10 protein-coding genes are annotated in these 19,378 nt (G+C 34.4%); 9 read left to right on the top strand and 1 reads right to left on the bottom strand.

Annotation, left to right across the window (positions count from 1 at the left end):
* Positions 1 to 19 precede the first annotated feature (19 nt).
* The 4 genes from MOV50_RS03375 (at position 20) to MOV50_RS03360 (ending at position 10,506) form a co-directional block, all read left to right on the top strand.
* Positions 20 to 2,182 carry a type I secretion system permease/ATPase gene (locus tag MOV50_RS03375; RefSeq protein WP_321779005.1) on the top strand — a complete coding sequence of 721 codons (2,163 nt, stop codon included), beginning with the start codon at positions 20 to 22 and terminating at the stop codon, positions 2,180 to 2,182.
* Positions 2,175 to 3,518: an HlyD family type I secretion periplasmic adaptor subunit gene (locus tag MOV50_RS03370; protein WP_321779004.1), complete on the top strand. Its 1,344-nt coding sequence runs from the start codon at positions 2,175 to 2,177 to the stop codon at positions 3,516 to 3,518. Before MOV50_RS03375 ends, MOV50_RS03370 begins: the two co-directional genes overlap by 8 nt.
* Positions 3,519 to 3,520: 2 nt before the next feature.
* Positions 3,521 to 4,108, top strand: a complete 588-nt coding sequence (locus MOV50_RS03365; RefSeq protein WP_321779003.1) for a response regulator transcription factor — start codon at positions 3,521 to 3,523, stop codon at positions 4,106 to 4,108.
* A gap of 107 nt (positions 4,109 to 4,215) precedes the next feature.
* Positions 4,216 to 10,506, top strand: a complete 6,291-nt coding sequence (locus MOV50_RS03360) for a cadherin-like domain-containing protein (protein ID WP_321779002.1) — start codon at positions 4,216 to 4,218, stop codon at positions 10,504 to 10,506.
* 3 nt (positions 10,507 to 10,509) lie between these two features.
* On the opposite strand, the gene MOV50_RS03355 is transcribed toward MOV50_RS03360, so the two are convergent.
* Positions 10,510 to 11,478 carry a hypothetical protein gene (locus MOV50_RS03355; protein ID WP_321779001.1) on the bottom strand — a complete coding sequence of 323 codons (969 nt, stop codon included), beginning with the start codon at positions 11,476 to 11,478 and terminating at the stop codon, positions 10,510 to 10,512.
* Positions 11,479 to 11,604: 126 nt separating this feature from the next.
* On the opposite strand from MOV50_RS03355, the gene MOV50_RS03350 reads away from it, so the two are divergent.
* The 5 genes from MOV50_RS03350 to prpF are packed head-to-tail and all read left to right on the top strand — an operon-like array spanning position 11,605 to position 19,353.
* Positions 11,605 to 13,512 carry a propionyl-CoA synthetase gene (locus MOV50_RS03350; RefSeq protein WP_321779000.1) on the top strand — a complete coding sequence of 636 codons (1,908 nt, stop codon included), beginning with the start codon at positions 11,605 to 11,607 and terminating at the stop codon, positions 13,510 to 13,512.
* Positions 13,509 to 14,381: a methylisocitrate lyase gene (gene prpB, locus MOV50_RS03345; RefSeq protein ID WP_321778999.1), complete on the top strand. Its 873-nt coding sequence runs from the start codon at positions 13,509 to 13,511 to the stop codon at positions 14,379 to 14,381. Before MOV50_RS03350 ends, prpB begins: the two co-directional genes overlap by 4 nt.
* Before the next feature lie 23 nt (positions 14,382 to 14,404).
* Positions 14,405 to 15,556, top strand: coding sequence for a 2-methylcitrate synthase (gene prpC, locus MOV50_RS03340; protein ID WP_321778998.1), 1,152 nt, complete (start codon positions 14,405 to 14,407; stop codon positions 15,554 to 15,556).
* Between the two features lie 17 nt (positions 15,557 to 15,573).
* Positions 15,574 to 18,162, top strand: coding sequence for a Fe/S-dependent 2-methylisocitrate dehydratase AcnD (gene acnD / locus MOV50_RS03335; protein ID WP_321778997.1), 2,589 nt, complete (start codon positions 15,574 to 15,576; stop codon positions 18,160 to 18,162).
* A gap of 9 nt (positions 18,163 to 18,171) precedes the next feature.
* A complete protein-coding gene (gene prpF / locus MOV50_RS03330; RefSeq protein WP_321778996.1) occupies positions 18,172 to 19,353 on the top strand; it encodes a 2-methylaconitate cis-trans isomerase PrpF in 1,182 nt (393 codons plus the stop codon).
* The last annotated feature ends 25 nt before the right edge of the window (positions 19,354 to 19,378 follow it).

Here is a 19,378-nt window from a genome sequence, read left to right as displayed (position 1 = left end):
AAAAAACGAAGGTAGAGTAATGAATGAAAGAGTTGGAATATCAGTTAAAGAAGATTCATTACTTGACTCTCTTGTTTTATATACAAAACTCTTTCATAAGCCTTTTAGCGCAGAAGCTTTACTCGCGGGGCTTCCTGTTTATGCAAAAGATGGAAACTCAAAACTTTTTTCAATCGGAACAAAATCAAAATCACTTTTTTCAAGAGTTGCTACAAGGGCAGGTTTAAAATCAACTCTTATAAAAAGAGAAATCCCTGCAATGCTTCAACTCCATCTACCGATGATTATTCTCTTAAGCAATGATAATTCTTGTATATTAGAGAAGTTTTCTGAAGATAGAAGCGAAGTTAAAATTATATATCCAGATGGAGAAGGCTCACAAGAGTGGGTAAAAGTATCAGAATTAGAAAAAGAGTATTTGGGTTATGGATTTTTACTTAAAAAAAGGTTTGAGTATGATTCTAAAAAATCTCGCACTTTAAATGTAAAATCTAAACACTGGTTTTGGAGTACGCTTAATCTTTCTCGTACTATATACAGAGATGTTTTATGGGCGTCACTTCTTATAAATGTTTTTGTTTTAGCAACTCCACTTTTTACCATGAATGTTTATGATAGAGTTATCCCAAACAATGCTCAAGAAACTTTGATGGTCTTTACTATAGGCATAGTTTTTGTTTATGTTTTAGATTTTTTCTTAAAAATCACTCGTGGATATATGCTTGAGTTGGCTGGAAAAAAGAGTGACATCATTATGTCAAGTATAATTTTTGAGAAAGTTCTAAATTTAAAAATGGCAGTTCACCCTCAGTCAGTTGGCTCTTTTGCAAATAATATGAAAGATTTTGAGTCAGTTCGTTCATTTTTTACAACTGCTACTATGACGGCTATAATTGACCTGCCTTTTGCGATAATCTTTTTAATGGTTATTTACTATATAGGTGGTTTTCTGGTTTTTGTTCCAATGACTACTATGTTTCTTATCTTAGCTTACGCTCTTCTTATTAGAAAACCATTAAGAGAGTCAATAGAAAGTTCACATGAAGCAAGTGCAAAGAAAAATGGTATCTTGATTGAAACTCTTCAAAATATAGAAACTGTAAAGTCTATGAGTATGACAGGTAAACAGCAGTGGGAATGGGAAGAAACAACAGGGGAGATAGCAGAAAAAAATCTTAAATCTCGTATATTATCTTCTTCTATTCCAAATGTCACAAACTTGTTTATTCAGCTAAATACTGTTTTCGTAGTTGTTTTTGGAGTATATCTTATTCAAGAGTTTGAGCTAACTATGGGTGGACTTATTGCAGTTGTGATTTTAACTTCAAGAACAGTTGCTCCTATGGGTCAAGCTGCTGGTTTGATTTCAAACTACTCAGATGCTAGAAGTTCTTATGATACTTTAAATAATATAATCTCTCAAGATATGGAGAGAGAAGAGGGCGAAGAGTTTGTTGAACGACCGAGTTTTAGTGGAAAAATAGAATTTAAAGATGTGACTTTTACATATCCAGATGCAGAGATGCCAGCAATACAAAATGTAAGTTTTGTAATAAATGCAGGTGAAAAAGTTGCAATTATTGGTCGCATAGGTTCTGGAAAATCAACAATTGCCAAACTAATACTTAAGCTTTATGACCCAGATAGCGGAACTATACTTATTGATGATATTGATATCTCTCAAATTGACCCAGCAGATTTACGCCGTTTTATTGGTTATGTTCCTCAAGATGTAAATCTTTTTAGAGGTACTATAAAAGATAACATAGTATCTTCTGATTTACATCCTGATATAGGAGATGTTATCTATGCTTCACAAATAAGTGGAGTTGATGATTTTGTTAGAACACATCCAAGAGGATATGAGATGCAAATAGGTGAAAGAGGTGCAGGTCTTTCAGGTGGACAAAGACAAAGTGTAGGTGTTGCTCGAGCTTTAATGCAAAACAGTTCTATCATGCTTATGGACGAACCTACAAACTCTATGGACCAAACAACTGAAAATGGCATAATGAAAAGGTTTAATGTTGAGTTTAAAAAAGAAACTTTAATTCTTGTTACTCAAAAATTAGGACTTTTAGCTTTAGTAGATAGAGTTATAGTGATGCATCATTCAAAGGTTCTTTTAGATGGACCAAAAGATGAAGTTACTGCGCAATTAGGGGGTGGAAAAAATGTTTAAGAAAAATGAAGTTGAAAAAAACTTATCCGCTCAGGATTATGAGTTTATGCACTCTTTAAGTGCTGCTGTTATTCAAGTTACCCCTGCTACTCTTAGAGTTGTATTATATTTTTGGATTGTGGCTATTGCTATATTTTTAGCCTGGGCAAATTTTGCTCTTATTGATGAAATTGCTAGGGGAGATGGTGAGATTATTCCAAGTGGAGAGAATCAAATGATTCAAAATCTTGAAGGTGGAATAGTTGAAGATATCTTAGTGAGAAAAGGACAAAATGTAAAAAAAGGACAAATCCTTTTAAAAATTAACAATGAAAAATCTCGTTCATCATTTAGCTCAAACGCGATTAAAGCAGATGCTATTGAAGCTAGGATTCATAGATTAACAGCAGAATCAAGTGGAGAAAAATTTAAAGTAGATAAAGAGTTAAAAGAAAGAATACCTATTTTTGTAAATAATGAAGAGAGTTTATACAACATTAACAAAAGACAACTAAACTCAAAACTAAATGCATTAAGAGAACAACTTGTTCAAAAAAGACAAGAACTCTCAGAAGCAAAAACTCAAGAAAAACATCTTAAATCATCAACAGAGTTAGTTACAAAAGAAGTAAGAATGACAAGTCCTATGGTTGCTCGAGGGGTTAGTTCAAAAAGAGATTTTTTAAAACTACAAAGAGAAGCTAATGAGATAGAAGCTAGATATAGTGCAACAAAAAAATCTATTCCAAGGTTAAAATCAGCTATAAAAGAAGTTAAAAGTAGGATTAATGAAACAAAGTTAGTTTATAAAAGTGAAGCAAAAGTAAAACTAAATGAAGCAGTTGCTGAGTTAAGAGGTTTAAGAGCGAACTCGACTGCGCTCAAAGACCAAGTAAGTCGTACCATAGTTCGCTCACCTATGAAAGGAATAGTTCAAGAATTATTTGTTCATACTATTGGTGGTGTTATCAAACCAGGGGCAGATATAATCGAAATAGTTCCAAGTGATGATGCCTTGTTAGTTGAGGTGAAAATTAAACCTTCAGATATAGCTTTTATATATTTTGGACAAAAAGCAATAGTTAAATTTTCTGCTTATGATTTTTCTATTTATGGTGGTTTAGATGGAGAGGTTGTTTTAATTAGTGCGGATACTGTAACAGACCAAAAAGATAATGTTTTTTATACAGTTAGGATTAAAACAGATAAAAATTTTATTGGTGATGTATCTAAGCAGCTTAAAATAATCCCTGGAATGACAGTAAGTGTTGATATTATAACAGGACAAAAAAGTGTGCTTGATTATATACTCAAACCTATTTTAAAAACAAAACAATACACATTTACGGAGAGATAAGCATGGATATTATACTTTATAGTGATGATATAAATTTACTTGAGTATTGGGAAAAAGCTATAAAAAAAGACTATGTAGTTTTTGATGAATTATCAGAGTTGCAAAACTCTTTTGGGAATATTGTAATTGTTAACTATTCAGCTTTTAATTCTAAGGGAAAAGAGATGATTATACAATTGAGTAAAAATGATAATCTTGTTTTAGTTTTACATCGTGTACCAGATATTAAAGTTGCAAGAGAGGTTCTAGCTCTTGGTGCAAAGGCTTATGGAAATGCACTTATGCAAGAACATTTTATACTTTCTGCAATCCAAACGATGAAAGAAGGTATGATTTGGTTGCATCCAGAGTTTACATCTCTACTTATAAATCAAATACCAGTTCAAGAATCAAGAGATGTTTCTTTTATACTTGTAAAACTAAGTGAGAGAGAAAAAGAAGTAGCATTGCTTCTTAAAGATGGTGATACATACAAAAATGTTGCTCAAAAATTAGAAATCACTCCAAGAACAGTTAAAGCACATGCTCAAAGCATCTATAAAAAACTTTATGTAAAAGATAGACTAGCTTTAGCTCTACTTCTAAAATAAACTACACCTCTAAGCTTTCTTTATTGTCCATAGGGACAATATCAATATATATATTTTTGTAATATACTTGTTATAGTAAGTAATAATCTATAGTTAGGAGAATTATTATGTCAGCAAAAATATTAATGATAAACGGTTCACAAAGTAAGTTTTTTACAAAAGATGCACAAGGAAATATTACAGAATTAAAAGAGGGCGATACAATAGATGAAAATGCCATAGTATATGGAGATAAAAGTAATCCTTCAAGTGCAAGTATAGAAATAGCTATGAATAATGGTGCAGGAAATGTTGTTTTAAGTGGTGCTCAAGAACAACTATTTGATAAATCTATGACAGATGAGCCTAGCATGGAAGGTGGTTTAGCAGACAAAAGTTTAAAAGAGTTAGATGATGAACTTTATGCAAAAGATGAAGAGTCTGATACAAAAGAAGAAGATTTAGGTATTTTAGATGAAACTGCTGCTGGAGAAGAACAAGCCAAACAAAATGAAGGTGGAGAGAGTGTTTTTGAGTATAGAGATGCCAACTCAACTCGTGCAGCTTCAGGACTTCGTGATGCTTCTTTTGGTGCTGATGCAAATGAGAAAAATCCAGATGGTAATGAACAAAAACCACCTTTAAATACTGAGATAAGCATAGAGGGCACAACTTTAGTTGCTGAAGGTAATAGTGCTACATATACTTTAAATGTTACAGATGCTCCATTAACTGACCTTTTTGTAAGTGTAAGAATTTCTCATATTGATACAAATAGTAATGATATTGTAAGTGAAGTGGTTATTGTTAAGATAGATGCCAATACAACAAGTGGAACTTTCACGATAGATAATTTTGATAGCCTTTTAGCTGAGAGTGATGAAGATTATAGTGTTACAATTATAAGTGCAACAGGTGGTGGCTATGACTCCTTAACTGTTGGAAATGACAAAGTAATAACTACAATAACTGATGATGATGTGGCTATACAAGCTAGTAATGATAGTGCTAGTGCCGCAGAAACTGGACATGAATTTATTAATGCTGAAGATGAAGCCAATGATACAAGAGAGGCATCTGGAAATGTTCTAGCAAATGACACAAGCAATAATGCTACAACTATTACGCAGATTAGTTTTGGTGGGGTTGTTGTAGATATTCCAACAGATGGAACTGATATTAGTATAGATGGTGAATATGGAACATTAACTATCAATAACAATGGAGTATTTACCTTTGTAGTAGATGACAGTGACTCAGCAGTAGATGCTTTAAATATTGGGGATAATGTAACAGATGGTTTTGTTTATACGATTAGTGACGCACAAAATCCTGACATAAGTGCTAACATAGAGATTAAAATAGATGGGATGGATGATGCTCCTGTTATAAATTCTATTAGTGCAAACAATCAGCCCTTACATATTGTTGATGGACTTTTAGACATTAATGATGATGGCATAGCAGATGTTATCTCTCCTGAGGATTTAGTATCAAGAGATAAAGGACTTCTGTTTAATGAGAGTAATGGAAACATAACTATCGATATGGGAACTGGTGATTCTTCTTTAGCAGTTGATTATCATGGTGGAACTGCTGGATATAAAAATATTTTAGGTTTTTATGAAAAAGATGCAGATGGAAATATAGTAGATGTTAAAGTTATTTATGTTGATAAAGGAGATGATGATGGTCAAGGTGGTAATTTTGATGCTTTCTTAGGAAATGATTCTCTTAGTCTTGGTACTTTAAATAACCTAAGTGGAGAAGTTGGTTTTTTTATCATTCCAAATGGATATTCAAATGCAAGTATAAAAAATGCAATAGATAATGGATTTGAAGTTTCTATAGACCCAACAACCTTTCAAGTTATTTTTACAAATCCTAATGATTCAACAGATACTGCTAGTTTAAACAAAGCTTACTATACAGATAATGACATGAGTACAGATGGACGCGACCATGCGATTATTACTAAAAATCCTGATGGTGGTTTAACTATCGGTATGGAAGATTTACCACAAGGTGGAACTGACCAAGATTATGATGATGTTGTTTTTACTATTAAACCTTGTGCAACACTTCATAGTCCTACTCAAACTACACTATTTAGTGAAGGTTTTGAAGGGGTAAATCAAGGTGCTGGTGATACAAATGGTAGAGCTTGGTATGTTGAGCATGGAACAGATGGAGATAATGTTTTAGTTAGTAATAGTGGACATGAGTGGAGAATGAATGACGCAGGATTAGAAATGCGTACAGATGATGGAATTCATGGTTTAGATACAGCAGATGGTTCAGGCACTTATGTTGAACTTGATACACATTCACAAAATTCAAATAGTTCAATTACAACAGATGTTAATTTAGGACAAGGCAACGATACTTTTACTTTATCATTTAATTTTATGCCTAGACCAGGACAAGCTGATACAAGTGATATGAAGTTTTCATTAGACGGCAAAGAAGTAGCTATAAATGTAGATGCTCAGGGAAACATAACTTATGAAGCACCAAGTGGTGTTGAAGTTAAGATTACGCCAGTTGATGGCTCATCATGGTTTAAGATAAGTGCTACTTTTAGTGGGATTGAAACTTCAAGTGCAGAATTAAATTTTCAAGCAGCAGGGAATGAAGATTCTCTTGGTGCATATATAGATAATATTGAGCTAGTAGGAACTGATTATAGTACAGCAAACACAATCTTAACAGATGTATCTCTTAGTGATGTTGATGATGCTAACTTAGAAAGTGCTGTATTGACCCTTACTAACTTTAAAGTTGGAGATGTGATAGATGCAGACAATCTTCCAAGTGGCATAACTGCAACGGTAGTTGGCGGAGTTGTAACTCTTAGTGGAAGTGCTAGTGTATCAGACTATGAGTTGGCACTAGAATCACTTACTTTTGGAACTACAAGTGAAGATAGAGAAGTAAGAGAGTTTGAAATAGTAGTATTTGATGGAGATAAACATAGTAATACGATGAATGTATCTCTTGATATTGGTGGATGTAGTTTAAATACAGGAGAGTATTTAAATACAACTACTGCAGTTGATAATTATGGTTTTCAAAATTCAGAACAAGGTGAGTTTGAAGTGACTTCTTTTGGAGATGCTGATCAATCAGAACCAGATATTACAGCACTTAGTGATGGTGGTTTCGTTGTAGCATGGACCGAAGTAAGTGGAACAACTTATAACGGTGCTGAGTCAAATGACTTAAACAATGATGGTGATGTTAAAGACAGTGGTGAAACAGTTTGGACAAGAGGAACTGTAAATCATGATGTATTTATCCAAAGATATGATGCAGATGGAGAAAAAGTAGGAGACGCTACTAGAGTAAATACTTTTGTAGAAAACACAAATGAAGAGGGTGGTAGAAGTCAGCATGATGTAAATGTAGTTGGACTTGAAAATGGAAGTTATTTAGTGACTTGGACTTCTGATGACCATAATATAAATGTAGATAATTGGGACAATGGCTCAAGATATATACAAGGTCAAATCTACGATGTAAATGGTAGCCCTATTTGTGAAGAGTTTACAGTAGCACGAGCAGAGTATGACCCAATTATAGGTTTACCAGATGGTGGGTTTATAGTTACATACTCAGCAGATGCAAGACTAGATAATACAGACCATGGTCGTATTGATAATCCGATTTTTAGTGATACTCATGATGGAAGTGGTTTTGCAGTAGTTGCACAGCGTTTTGATGCACTAGGTAATAAAGTTGGAGATAGTATTGTTGTAAATCAAACAATATTAAATGACCAAATAGATTCAGACATAGTGATGCTTTCAGACACTTCAGCAATCATGACTTGGCAATCAGAAGGTACAGATGGAGATGGTTATGGTGTTTATGCGCAAAGACTAGAACTTACTAATGATGGTTTAGTTTTAGTTGGGCAAGAAATAGCTGTAAATCATACAACTAATGGTAATCAAACAGATCCAGAAGTAACAGCCTTAGATAATGGAAAAGCAGTTATTACTTGGGAGTCAGAAGGTCAAGGAATAGTTGCTCAGATTTTAGATACGGATGGAAGTAAAGTAGGAAATGAAACTATTATCTCAGATAATGGGATAAATCCTGTTATCACAGCTTTGCAAAATGCAGTAATAGTAGTTTATGAAGATAATGGAGCAATTTACTCTAAAACATTTGATGAAAATACAACTACAATGCCAGATGCTGTACTTATAAGTGATAGTGTAAGCGGACAGTCTGAGCCAAGTATTACAACTTTAGAAGATGGTGGTTATGTTATCTCATGGCAAAATGGAGATGGCATCTCTGCTCATAGATTTACGGCAAATGGAAAAGAGTTTATTCAGAGTGATTTTGATATGAATGAAGATAGTTCTATAACTATCGATGTAGCGACATTACTTGTAAATGATTCCGACATAGAAGGTCATTCTTTTAGTTTAACTTCAGTACAAAATGCAGTTCATGGAAGTGTAGTTTTAAGTGCAGATGGATTAAGTGTTACCTTTACTCCAGATGAAGACTACAACGGTAAAGCAACATTTGATTATACGATTACTGATGAGTTAGGTGCAACAGATAATGCAACTGTTCATTTAGATGTAAAACCTATGGGTGAACCAACTGTTTTTGTTGGAACTTTATGTAGTTCAGATATTCATAGCAGTAATGTAACTGTAAATGAAGGTGAAGATTTAATCTTTGGTGTTAGACTTAGTGGAGTTGAGGCTTCAAGCATACTTACTCTTGCTTTGGCTGATGGATCTGCTATAGATGCTGATTATAATGAATCAACATACAAATATAGTTTTGATGGACAAACTTGGAATGATGTACCAGCAAATGGAGAGATAGCAGTTAACGCAGATACTAAAGGTGTAATGGTTAAGATTGATAGTGTTACCGATAGTCTTATTGAAAATAGTGAAAGTTTTACATTAAGTGCGACATTAAGTGGCGGTGAAACAGCAGTAGGAACAGGTACTATCTTAGATGTTCAAACTCCTCCAACTGCTGATGAGGTCACAACAACTTCAAATCTAAACTCTGATGATACAGCTTTAAGAGATTTTTCAAATGATACTAATACGCCAGATATAAATGATATAGCATTTTTCAAAAAGTTTGATGTTGGTGGAGGTTTAGATGGTAGTGGAGCTGAAAATGATTTAGCAGACCCTGCTGATTTAGGTGGCGGAGATGCTCAAAGTTTAGAGAGTTCTTTAAGTTATGAGATAACTCAACTAGCATCTGAGAATTCTTATGGTGACCTTTACTTAGAAGCAAATGGTTCATTTACAAAAATCACAGATGCCAATATGCAAACCATGACTTTTGGTAATGGAGATAATGTATATTGGGTTGCAACACATGAACAGGTTCCAACAGATGGAGATGTTATATCTCTTGGTGGGGCAGATGATTTTGGAAGCGTACAAAGTGTAACTGATAGCTGGTCAAGTGTTAGTCTAAAAGCAATTGGATTAGATGGAGAAGAATCAGTAGTTACCTATAATTCAAGAGATGGAGTTGGTGTACAAGGTGTAGCAGGTGGAACAAATAATCAGATAGGTTATGATGCAAGAAGTGAAAATACAGAAACAATGATAGTTGATTTTGCATCTACTGTGACAAGTGCAAAAATAGGAATTACACATTTATATAATAACGGTAGTGAATCAGAAGTTGGTGTTGTAGATGCTTACCTTGATGGGAATAAAGTTGGCTCTTTTACATTTTCAAATAATGCAGGAGATAATAATTTTACTCCTGATTTTGTTTTAAGTACACAAAATATTGGCTCTGGAAATAGCGGAACTTCTCAAGCTGGTTATTTTAATATAGAAGGTTTAGCTTTTGACCAGTTACAATTTAGTGCAAACCCTTATGTAAATCAAAATGGCGTTGGAGATTCTAGTGACTATTTCTTAGCAAGTATTGATGTAAATGAAGTGGCAGATGCTCAGTATCAGTATAAAGTAACGGATGAATCAGGTTTAGAATCAGATGTTGTTGATGTTGTAATAGATGTAGAAACTAGTACGCCAATGCATCTAAATGAAGTTCAAACAGTAAATAATTTTGATACCGTCATCTTAGAAGATGGGATTAAACTTGATTTTTCAGATGATAACTTAGAAAGAATTGAAAATATTGAAGAGATTCAAATGAATGGCAATGCAGAGATTATCCATCTTTCACTTGAAGATATTCTTGACATGACAGAACCTTCAAATAGTTTAATTATTACAGGTAATGATACTGATAGTTTTGATGCAAGTAACCTAAATGAAAGTGGTGATTGGACGCAAACATCAATGGTTGATAATGGAGATAATACAACTTATAGTTACTCTCATTCAGATGGATACAGTGTAGAACTTACTATTGATGAAGAGATTATAACAACAGGCATGTAAAACTTAACTTACTCTTTGTCCCTCTCTTGGGTCAGAGAGTTTTTCTTGCATAGATAAACTCATATTATTTTTAAAAAGACCACCATAAAAAGTTTGTCTATTTATTTCTTCGTAAGCTTGACTAAGTGATAGATTTGACTTTATAGCATCTCTTAATATTCGTAGTATATTAGTTACATCGTTTGGATTAACATGAGTCGGTGCTTCGCTTCCAAAAGTAAAATGTTTGTGAATTCTCTCTATTAGTTTTTTATTGCTAACTTCTATAAAAACAGAGTTAAGTGGAGATTTGAAAAACATCACTTGCTTTTTAATATTAATAGAGATATACATACTATTAAAACCATATATCTTTCTAGAAAAAGAATCAAAAAGGTATAGGTGCTTGTTATAGTTGTCATTGAAACTATCATGCATCAGGTCTAAAATGTGTATTTTTTGTTCTCTTGTATAAAAATTACCTATTTGTGAAAAACAAAAGTTCAAAAGAGATTCTATGGAGTACCACTCCGTTGTTTCAAAAGAATAAGCGAGCATTTTAGTGATTCTCTCTTTTTTAAAGTTTTCTACTTCTAAACTGTTTTGCGTTCTGTAAACTTTTGTAATAGTCGTATCTCTATACATTGGACCAGGAAATTGTGGGTGAATGACAAATCTTTCTTTATCTTCACTTGCTAAGATATATTTCAATCCACCCAAATAACCCTCATCAATAATCTTTAATTCTTCTTTTGGAATCTTAGAAATCATATCTAAAAAATCACCTTCTTGTGTTTCTTCTTCCCAAATATTATCTGGATATCTGAAAAATGAAGATATGTTGTCTAAAACTTCTGAACTTGGCTCTTTTTGTGAGATTTTATCTATCCAAGAGGTTACAGTTCTTCTATCTTTTTTAATAATTGAAGCAAATTTTGAGATGCTAAGTTGAGAGCGATTATAAATTTGTATGATTTTTTCTACTGTTTTCATAGTATATTGTACAATTTTTGTACAAATATTGCAAATTGTACAAAAATTGTATTTTGTCCATAAATCTTGTACAAACATAAATCATATATAAGAGGTATAATTTTTCTAAATTAAAAGGAGATAGTTATGGGAGCAATTTACGACAAAATGTACAAAGAATCACTGAGCGATCCTGAGAAGTTTTGGGCAGAGGCAGCAACAAAAGTTCATTGGTATCATCAGTGGGATAAAGTACTAGATGTAGTAAACGGACATTACAGATGGTTTGTTGGTGGCTGTATGAATACTTGTTACAATGCACTTGATTTACATGTTGACAATGGAAGAGGTGACCAAGCAGCACTTATATATGATTCTCCAGTAACGGACACTAAGAAAACTTATACATATGCACAACTTCGTGATAGAGTAGCAAAAACTGCTGGTATTCTTGTAAATAAAGGTGTTGTTAAAGGCGATAGAGTTGTTATCTATATGCCAATGATTCCAGAAGCTGTTATAGCGATGCTTGCATGTGCTAGAATCGGTGCTATTCACTCTGTTGTTTTTGGTGGTTTTGCTGCACATGAACTTGCAACTAGAATCGATGATGCAAAACCTAAAGTTATTATGAGTGCTAGTTGTGGTATTGAGGTAAGTCGTGTGATTCACTATAAACCTCTTTTAGATGAAGCAATCAAAAGATCAACTCACAAACCAACATGTTGTATTATCCATCAAAGACCTCAAGAAATAGCGAATATGCTTCCTTGGAGAGATGTGGATTGGGCTGAGGAAGAAGAAAAAACTGCTGCAGTTGATTGTGTTCCATTAGATGCTATTGACCCACTTTATATTCTTTATACATCAGGAACTACTGGTAAACCAAAAGGTGTTATTAGAAGTAATGGTGGACATGCTGTTGCTATGAAATGGTCTATGGATAATGTTTACAATGCTAAAGCAGGTGATGTTTTTTGGGCAGCTAGTGATGTTGGTTGGGTTGTTGGACATTCATATATAGTTTACGCTCCATTAATGAATGGTTGTACAACTATTGTTTATGAAGGTAAACCTGTTAGAACACCAAATCCAGGAGCATTTTGGAGAGTCTGTGAAGAACATAAAGTAAATATACTTTTTTCAGCACCAACTGCTTTTAGAGCAATTAGAAAAGAAGATCCAAACGGTGAATGGGTTAAAAAATATGACCTTAGCAGTGTAAAAGGTCTTTTTGTAGCTGGTGAAAGATGTGATTCTCCAACTTTAGAGTGGATGAAAAAAGTAACAGGTAAAGAAGTGACTGATCACTGGTGGCAAACTGAAACAGGTTGGGCAATCGCTGCAAATCCAATGGGCTTAGACCCTATGAAAGTAAAACCTGGAAGTCCTACAAAACCAATGCCAGGATTTAATCTTCAAGCATTAGATGCTGATGGTAAGCAATGCAAACCAGGAGTATTAGGAAATCTTGTACTTAAATTACCACTACCACCAAGTTGTCTTATGGGAGTTTGGGAAGATGACGCAAGATATAAACGCTCATACTTAGACTTTTATCCAGGATATTATTTAACTGGAGATTCTGGATATATCGATAAAGATGGATATGTTTGGGTTATGGGTCGTATGGACGGAGTTATCAATGTTGCTGGACATAGACTCTCAACTGGTGAAATGGAAGAGATAGTAGCAAAACATCCTGATGTAGCAGAGTGTGCTGTAATCGGTGTTGATGATGCCTTAAAAGGTGAAGTTCCTATGGGCTTTGCAGTTTTAAAAGAAGGTATAGAAAGAGATAATCAATCTTTATGCGAAGGAATTGTTCAACTTGTTCGTGATGAAATTGGAGCAGTTGCTAGTTTTAGAATTGTAACTATTGTTTCAAGACTACCAAAAACAAGAAGTGGAAAAATTCTTCGTGGAACTATGCGAAGTATGGCAGATGGAAAAGAGTGGAATATGCCTTCAACTATTGAAGATGAAGATGTATTACCAGAGATACAAGAAGCTATAAAAGCTCTTGGATACCCAAAAAAGAAGGAAGAAGCATGAGTGCAGGAAAAAAATTTAGAGAAGCGTTAAAAGATCAAAGTCCATTACAAATATTAGGTGTTATAAATGCATATAGTGCTATTCAAGCAGAGCGTGCAGGAGCAAAAGCTATGTATCTTTCAGGTGCTGGTGTTGCAAATGCTAGTTATGGTTTACCAGATCTTGGTATGACAATGCTAGAAGATGTATGTATTGATATTAGAAGAATTACAGGTAGATGTGATGTGCCACTTTTAGTAGATGCAGATACTGGTTGGGGTGGAGCTTTTAACATTTCTAGAACAGTAAGAGAGATGACAAAAGCAGGTGCAGCAGGATGTCATATAGAAGACCAAGTTGCTCAAAAAAGATGTGGACATAGACCAAATAAAGAGTTAGTTAGCATTGATGAGATGTGTGATCGTATTAGAGCGGCAGTAGATGGAAAAACTGACCCTGATTTTGTAATCATGGCTAGAACAGATGCACATGCTAGTGAAGGTCAAGAAGAAGCACTAAAAAGAGCTAAAGCTTATGTAGAAGCTGGTGCAGATATGATTTTTGCTGAAGCAATCCATACACTTAAAGAGTATGAAGATTTTACAAATGTTATTAAAGTTCCAGTTTTAGCAAATATTACAGAATTTGGTGCAACTCCAATGTTTACAGTTGAAGAGTTGGCAAGTGTTGGTATAAGCATGGTTCTTTACCCACTTTCAGGATTTCGTGCTATGAATAAAGCAGCTCTTAGTGTTTTTGAAGCTATCTTAAACAAAGGTACTCAAAGTTCAGTAGTTGATATTATGCAAACTAGGATAGAACTTTACGATATGTTAGATTATCATGCTTATGAAGATAAACTAGACGCACTTTTTTCACAGAATAAATAAGAATAAACTATAAAGGATAAATTATGAGTACAACTACAACAGGATTTAAACCTAAAAAATCTGTTGCCTTATCTGGTACAACTGCAGGTAATACTGCAATCTGTACAGTTGGTATAACAGGAAATGATTTACATTACCGTGGATATGATATATTAGAATTCGCAACACAAGCTGAATTTGAAGAAATTGCATACTTAATAGTTCATGAAAAATTGCCAAATATTGCAGAACTTGCAGCATATAAAACAAAACTAAAATCTCTTCGTAATATTCCAGATGCAGTAAAAGTTATTTTAGAGCAACTTCCAAAATCAACACACCCTATGGATGTAATGAGAACAGGTTGTTCAGCTTTAGGTTGTATAGAACCTGAAGCCTTAGACCATAACAAAGAAGAAGCCCAAGGTTTAGTGGATAAGTTAATGGCATCTTTTGGTTCAATGCTTCTTTATTGGTACCACTTTAGCCATAACAACAAAAAAATTGAGTTAGAAACTGATGATGATACTATCGCCGCTCATTTTTTACACCTACTTCATGGAGAAGTGCCTAAAGAATCATGGGTAAAAGCTATGCATATCTCTCTTATCCTTTATGCAGAACATGAGTTTAATGCATCTACTTTTGCAGGGCGTGTTATAGCAGGAACATCATCTGATATGTATTCAGCAATAACTGGTGCTATTGGTGCTCTTAGAGGACCAAAACATGGTGGAGCGAATGAAGAAGCTTTTAGAATCCAACAACGATATGCTTCAGCAGATGCGGCAGAGAAAGATATAAAAGAGAGAATGGCAAGAAAAGAAATCGTTATCGGGTTTGGACATCCTGTATATACAACAAGTGATCCAAGAAATGTTGTTATTAAAGAAGTTGCAAAAACACTTTCAGAAGAAAACAATGATATGCTAATGTATGAGGTAGCCGAGAGAATAGAAACTGTTATGTGGAATGAGAAAAAAATGTTCCCTAACTTAGACTGGTTTTCAGCAGTTTCATATAATCAAATGGGAATTCCAACAGATATGTTTACTCCTATATTTGTTATTGCTCGTGCATCTGGATGGGGAGCACATGTTGTTGAACAACGAGAAGATGGAAAAATTATTCGTCCTTCTGCACAATATATAGGTCTTGAGGACTTGAAATATGTTCCATTGGATGAGCGAAAATAAAAAGGAAACTATAAATTATGAGTAATAATTATCTAAAAAAATTAAATGGTACAGATTTAAAATATTATGATGTCAAAGAAGCTGTTGAAGAGATTCAAGCAGGTTCTTTTGAGAAGCTAAACTACACTTCGAGAGTTCTAGTTGAAAATCTACTAAGAAAGTGCCCAAGTGAAGATTTAAAAGATTCACTTATACAAATTATTGAGAAAAGAACTGACAAAGATTTTCCTTGGTACCCAAGTCGTGTTGTAACGCATGATATTTTAGGGCTTACTGCTTTGGTTGATTTAGCGGGTCTTAGAGAAGCTATTGCAAAAGAGGGTGGGGATCCAACTTTAGTTAATCCTGTTGTTCCTACTCAGCTTATTGTTGATCACTCTTTAGCAGTTGAATGTGGTGGATTTGATCCCCAAGCATTTGATAAAAATAGAGCAATTGAAGATAGAAGAAATGCAGATAGATTTCACTTTATTAACTGGACAAAAATCGCATTTGATAATGTAGATGTTATCCCTCCAGGTAATGGAATCATGCATCAAATAAATCTAGAAAAAATGTCACCTGTTATCCACGCGATAGATGGTATCGCATATCCAGATACACTTGTTGGAACAGATAGTCATACTCCTCATGTAGATGCACTTGGTGTAATGGCAATCGGTGTTGGTGGGCTTGAAGCTGAAAATGTTATGCTTGGAAATCCATCATTTATGAGAGTTCCTGAAATCGTTGGTGTAAATATCGTAGGAAAAAGAGCAGAGGGTATTACAGCAACTGATATTGCTTTAGCTATGACTTGTTTCTTAAGAGAAAATGATGTTATCTCTTCTTTTTTAGAGTTTTATGGAGAGGGTTTAAGCTATTTAACTTTAGGTGATCGTGCTACTATCTCAAATATGACACCAGAGTATGGAGCGAGTGCGGCAATGTTTGCTATTGATAATCAAACTCTTGATTATTTAAAACTTACAGGTCGAGAAGCTAAGCAAGTTGAGTTAGTTGAAATCTACGCTAAAGCAAATGGACTTTGGGCAGACTCATTGGTAAATGCCGAGTATGTAAGAAGATTAGAATTTGATTTATCAACTGTTTCAAGAAGTTTAGCTGGACCTTCAAAACCACATAAACTTGTACCAACTTCAACTCTAGAAGCTGAAGGAATTACAAAAAAAATTGAAATAACTGAAGATGAGATGCCTGATGGTGCGGTACTAATCGCGGCTATCACATCTTGTACAAACACAAGCAATCCTAGAAATGTTATTGCAGCGGGGCTATTAGCCAGAAATGCTAACAAACTAGGACTTACAAGAAAACCATGGGTTAAATCATCTTTAGCTCCGGGTTCTAAAGTGGTTGAATCCTACTTAAAAGACTCAAATCTTTTAGGAGAACTTGAGCAGTTAGGTTTTGGTATAGTTGGTTTTGCATGTACAACTTGTAATGGAATGTCAGGTGCACTTGATCCTAAAATCCAAAAAGAAGCAGTTGATAATGATATTTATACAACAGCTGTTTTATCTGGAAATAGAAACTTTGATGGAAGAATTCACCCATATGTGAAAGAAGCATTTTTAGCATCTCCTCCGCTAGTTATCGCTTACGCCCTTGCTGGGTCTATTAGATTTGATATAGAAAAAGACTCACTAGGTAAAGATGCTAATGGTAACGATATTTCGCTAAATGATATTTGGCCAAGTGATGAAGAGATTGATGAAGTTGTAAAAGCATCTGTAAGACCAGAAATGTTTAGTGAGATTTATGACCCAATGTTTGCTAAAGATGTAATGGAAGATGTAAAAGTAGATCCTTTTTATAACTGGAATAAAAAAAGTACATATATAAACAAACCTCCTTATTGGGATGAAGAATTTATGGGTAAACCAGCGCTTAAAAATATGCGTCCTTTAGGAGTTTTTCCTGATAATATTACAACCGACCACTTATCTCCTTCAAATGCTATCTTACCAAATAGTGCAGCGGGTGAATACTGTGCAAAAATGGGACTTCCTGCAATAGACTTTAACTCTTATGCAACTCATAGAGGGGATCATAATACAGCACAAAGAGCAACATTAGCAAACCCTAAACTCTTTAATGAGATGGTAAAAGATGAAAATGGTGAAGTTATACAAGGCTCACTGGCTAAGATAATGCCTGAAGGTTTAGTAACTAGAATGTGGGAAGCGATAGAAACTTACATGGACAGAAAACAACCTCTTATTATCATAGCAGGGATTAATTACGGTCAAGGAAGTTCAAGAGATTGGGCTGCTAAAGGTGTAAGACTTGCAGGTGTTGAAGTTCTTGTAGCTGAGAGTATCGAGAGAATCCATAGAACAAATCTTGTTGGTATGGGTGTGTTACCTCTGCAGTTTAAAGATGGAGATACTAGACATACTTATAATATAGATGGAACTGAAACTTATGAAGTTCAAGGTGATATAAGTCCACGAACAACATTAGAAGTGATTATGACAAGAGCAAATGGAGAAGTAGTAAATATTCCTGTGACTTGTAGACTAGATACTAGTGCTGAAGTTGAAGTATATAACGCAGGCGGAATCCTTCAAAAATTTGCTAAAGATTTTGTTAAAAACAAATAAGGAAAAAAGATGAGTGATGCACCACAAATAAAAATACCTGCCACATATATGCGTGGTGGTACAAGTAAGGGAACATTTTTTAAAGTTTCTGACTTGCCAAAACTAGCACAAGAAAACCAAGAAGCAAAAGACAAACTTCTTTTAAGGGTTGTTGGTTCTCCTGATCCTTATGCCAAACAAATAGATGGAATGGGTGGTGCGACTTCAAGTACTTCTAAAACTGTTCTGGTTGCAAAAAGTACAAAGCAAGACCACGATGTAGATTATACTTTTGGTCAAGTTGCAATTGATAGACCTTTTGTTGATTGGAGTGGAAACTGTGGAAACCTTTCAGGTGCAGTTGGCTCTTTTGCTATTAAAAGTGGACTTGTAGATGAAGATAGACTTGTTGAAAATGGTATAGCTGTTATTCGCATCTGGCAAGTAAATATTAAAAAAACTATTATCGCCTATGTTCCTATGAAAAATTCTGTAGTCCAAGAGATGGGTGATTTTGAACTTGATGGTGTTTCTTTTCCAGCTGCTGAGGTTAAGATAGAGTTTTTACAACCAGTTGATTCAACAGAAAAACTATTTCCTACCGGAAACCTCATAGATGACCTTGAAGTTCCTGGCATCGGAACATTTAAAGCTACTATGATTAGTGCAGGGATTCCTACCATCTTTTTAAATGCTGAGGATATTGGCTACAAAGGTACTGAACTTCAAGGAGATATAAACTTTGATAAAGAAGCACTTAAAAGATTTGAAACTATTAGAGCCTATGGTGCTATAAAAATGGGACTTATTACAGATATAAAAGAGGCCGAAACTAGACAACATACTCCAAAAATTGCTTTTGTTTCAAAGCCTCAAAACTATGTAGCATCTAGTGGTAAAAAGATAGATGCTAGTATGATAGAGTTAAATGTACGGGCTTTGTCTATGGGATTACTTCACCACGCTATGATGGGAACAGCATCTGTGGCTATTGGTGTTGCTGCTTGTGTTCCTGGAACTTTAGTCAGCATCGCTGCTGGTAATGGTGAGAGAGATAGTGTAACTTTTGGACACCCTTCTGGGACTTTAAAAGTTGGTGCGGTTATCAATAAAGTAGATAATGCATATGATATACAAAAAGTAAGCATGAGTAGAAGTGCTAGGATTATCATGGAAGGAAATGTTCATGTTCCTGCCGATACCATGAACTAAACTTTAGTTTTTTTGATTTTCTTAG

Source organism: Sulfurimonas sp. (assembly GCF_029027585.1).
Lineage (GTDB): Bacteria > Campylobacterota > Campylobacteria > Campylobacterales > Sulfurimonadaceae > Sulfurimonas.
This window is presented reverse-complemented; position numbering and strand designations above follow the sequence as displayed.

What these genes read in the sequence shown, in the direction of transcription:
- acnD (WP_321778997.1), top strand. Translation starts at nt 15,574, where the DNA reads ATGAGTAATAATTATCTAAAAAAATTAAATGGTACAGATTTAAAATAT.
- prpC (WP_321778998.1), top strand. Translation starts at nt 14,405, where the DNA reads ATGAGTACAACTACAACAGGATTTAAACCTAAAAAATCTGTTGCCTTA.
- MOV50_RS03360 (WP_321779002.1), top strand. Translation starts at nt 4,216, where the DNA reads ATGTCAGCAAAAATATTAATGATAAACGGTTCACAAAGTAAGTTTTTT.
- MOV50_RS03355 (WP_321779001.1), bottom strand. Translation starts at nt 11,478, where the DNA reads ATGAAAACAGTAGAAAAAATCATACAAATTTATAATCGCTCTCAACTT.
- prpF (WP_321778996.1), top strand. Translation starts at nt 18,172, where the DNA reads ATGAGTGATGCACCACAAATAAAAATACCTGCCACATATATGCGTGGT.
- MOV50_RS03370 (WP_321779004.1), top strand. Translation starts at nt 2,175, where the DNA reads ATGTTTAAGAAAAATGAAGTTGAAAAAAACTTATCCGCTCAGGATTAT.
- MOV50_RS03350 (WP_321779000.1), top strand. Translation starts at nt 11,605, where the DNA reads ATGGGAGCAATTTACGACAAAATGTACAAAGAATCACTGAGCGATCCT.
- MOV50_RS03365 (WP_321779003.1), top strand. Translation starts at nt 3,521, where the DNA reads ATGGATATTATACTTTATAGTGATGATATAAATTTACTTGAGTATTGG.
- prpB (WP_321778999.1), top strand. Translation starts at nt 13,509, where the DNA reads ATGAGTGCAGGAAAAAAATTTAGAGAAGCGTTAAAAGATCAAAGTCCA.
- MOV50_RS03375 (WP_321779005.1), top strand. Translation starts at nt 20, where the DNA reads ATGAATGAAAGAGTTGGAATATCAGTTAAAGAAGATTCATTACTTGAC.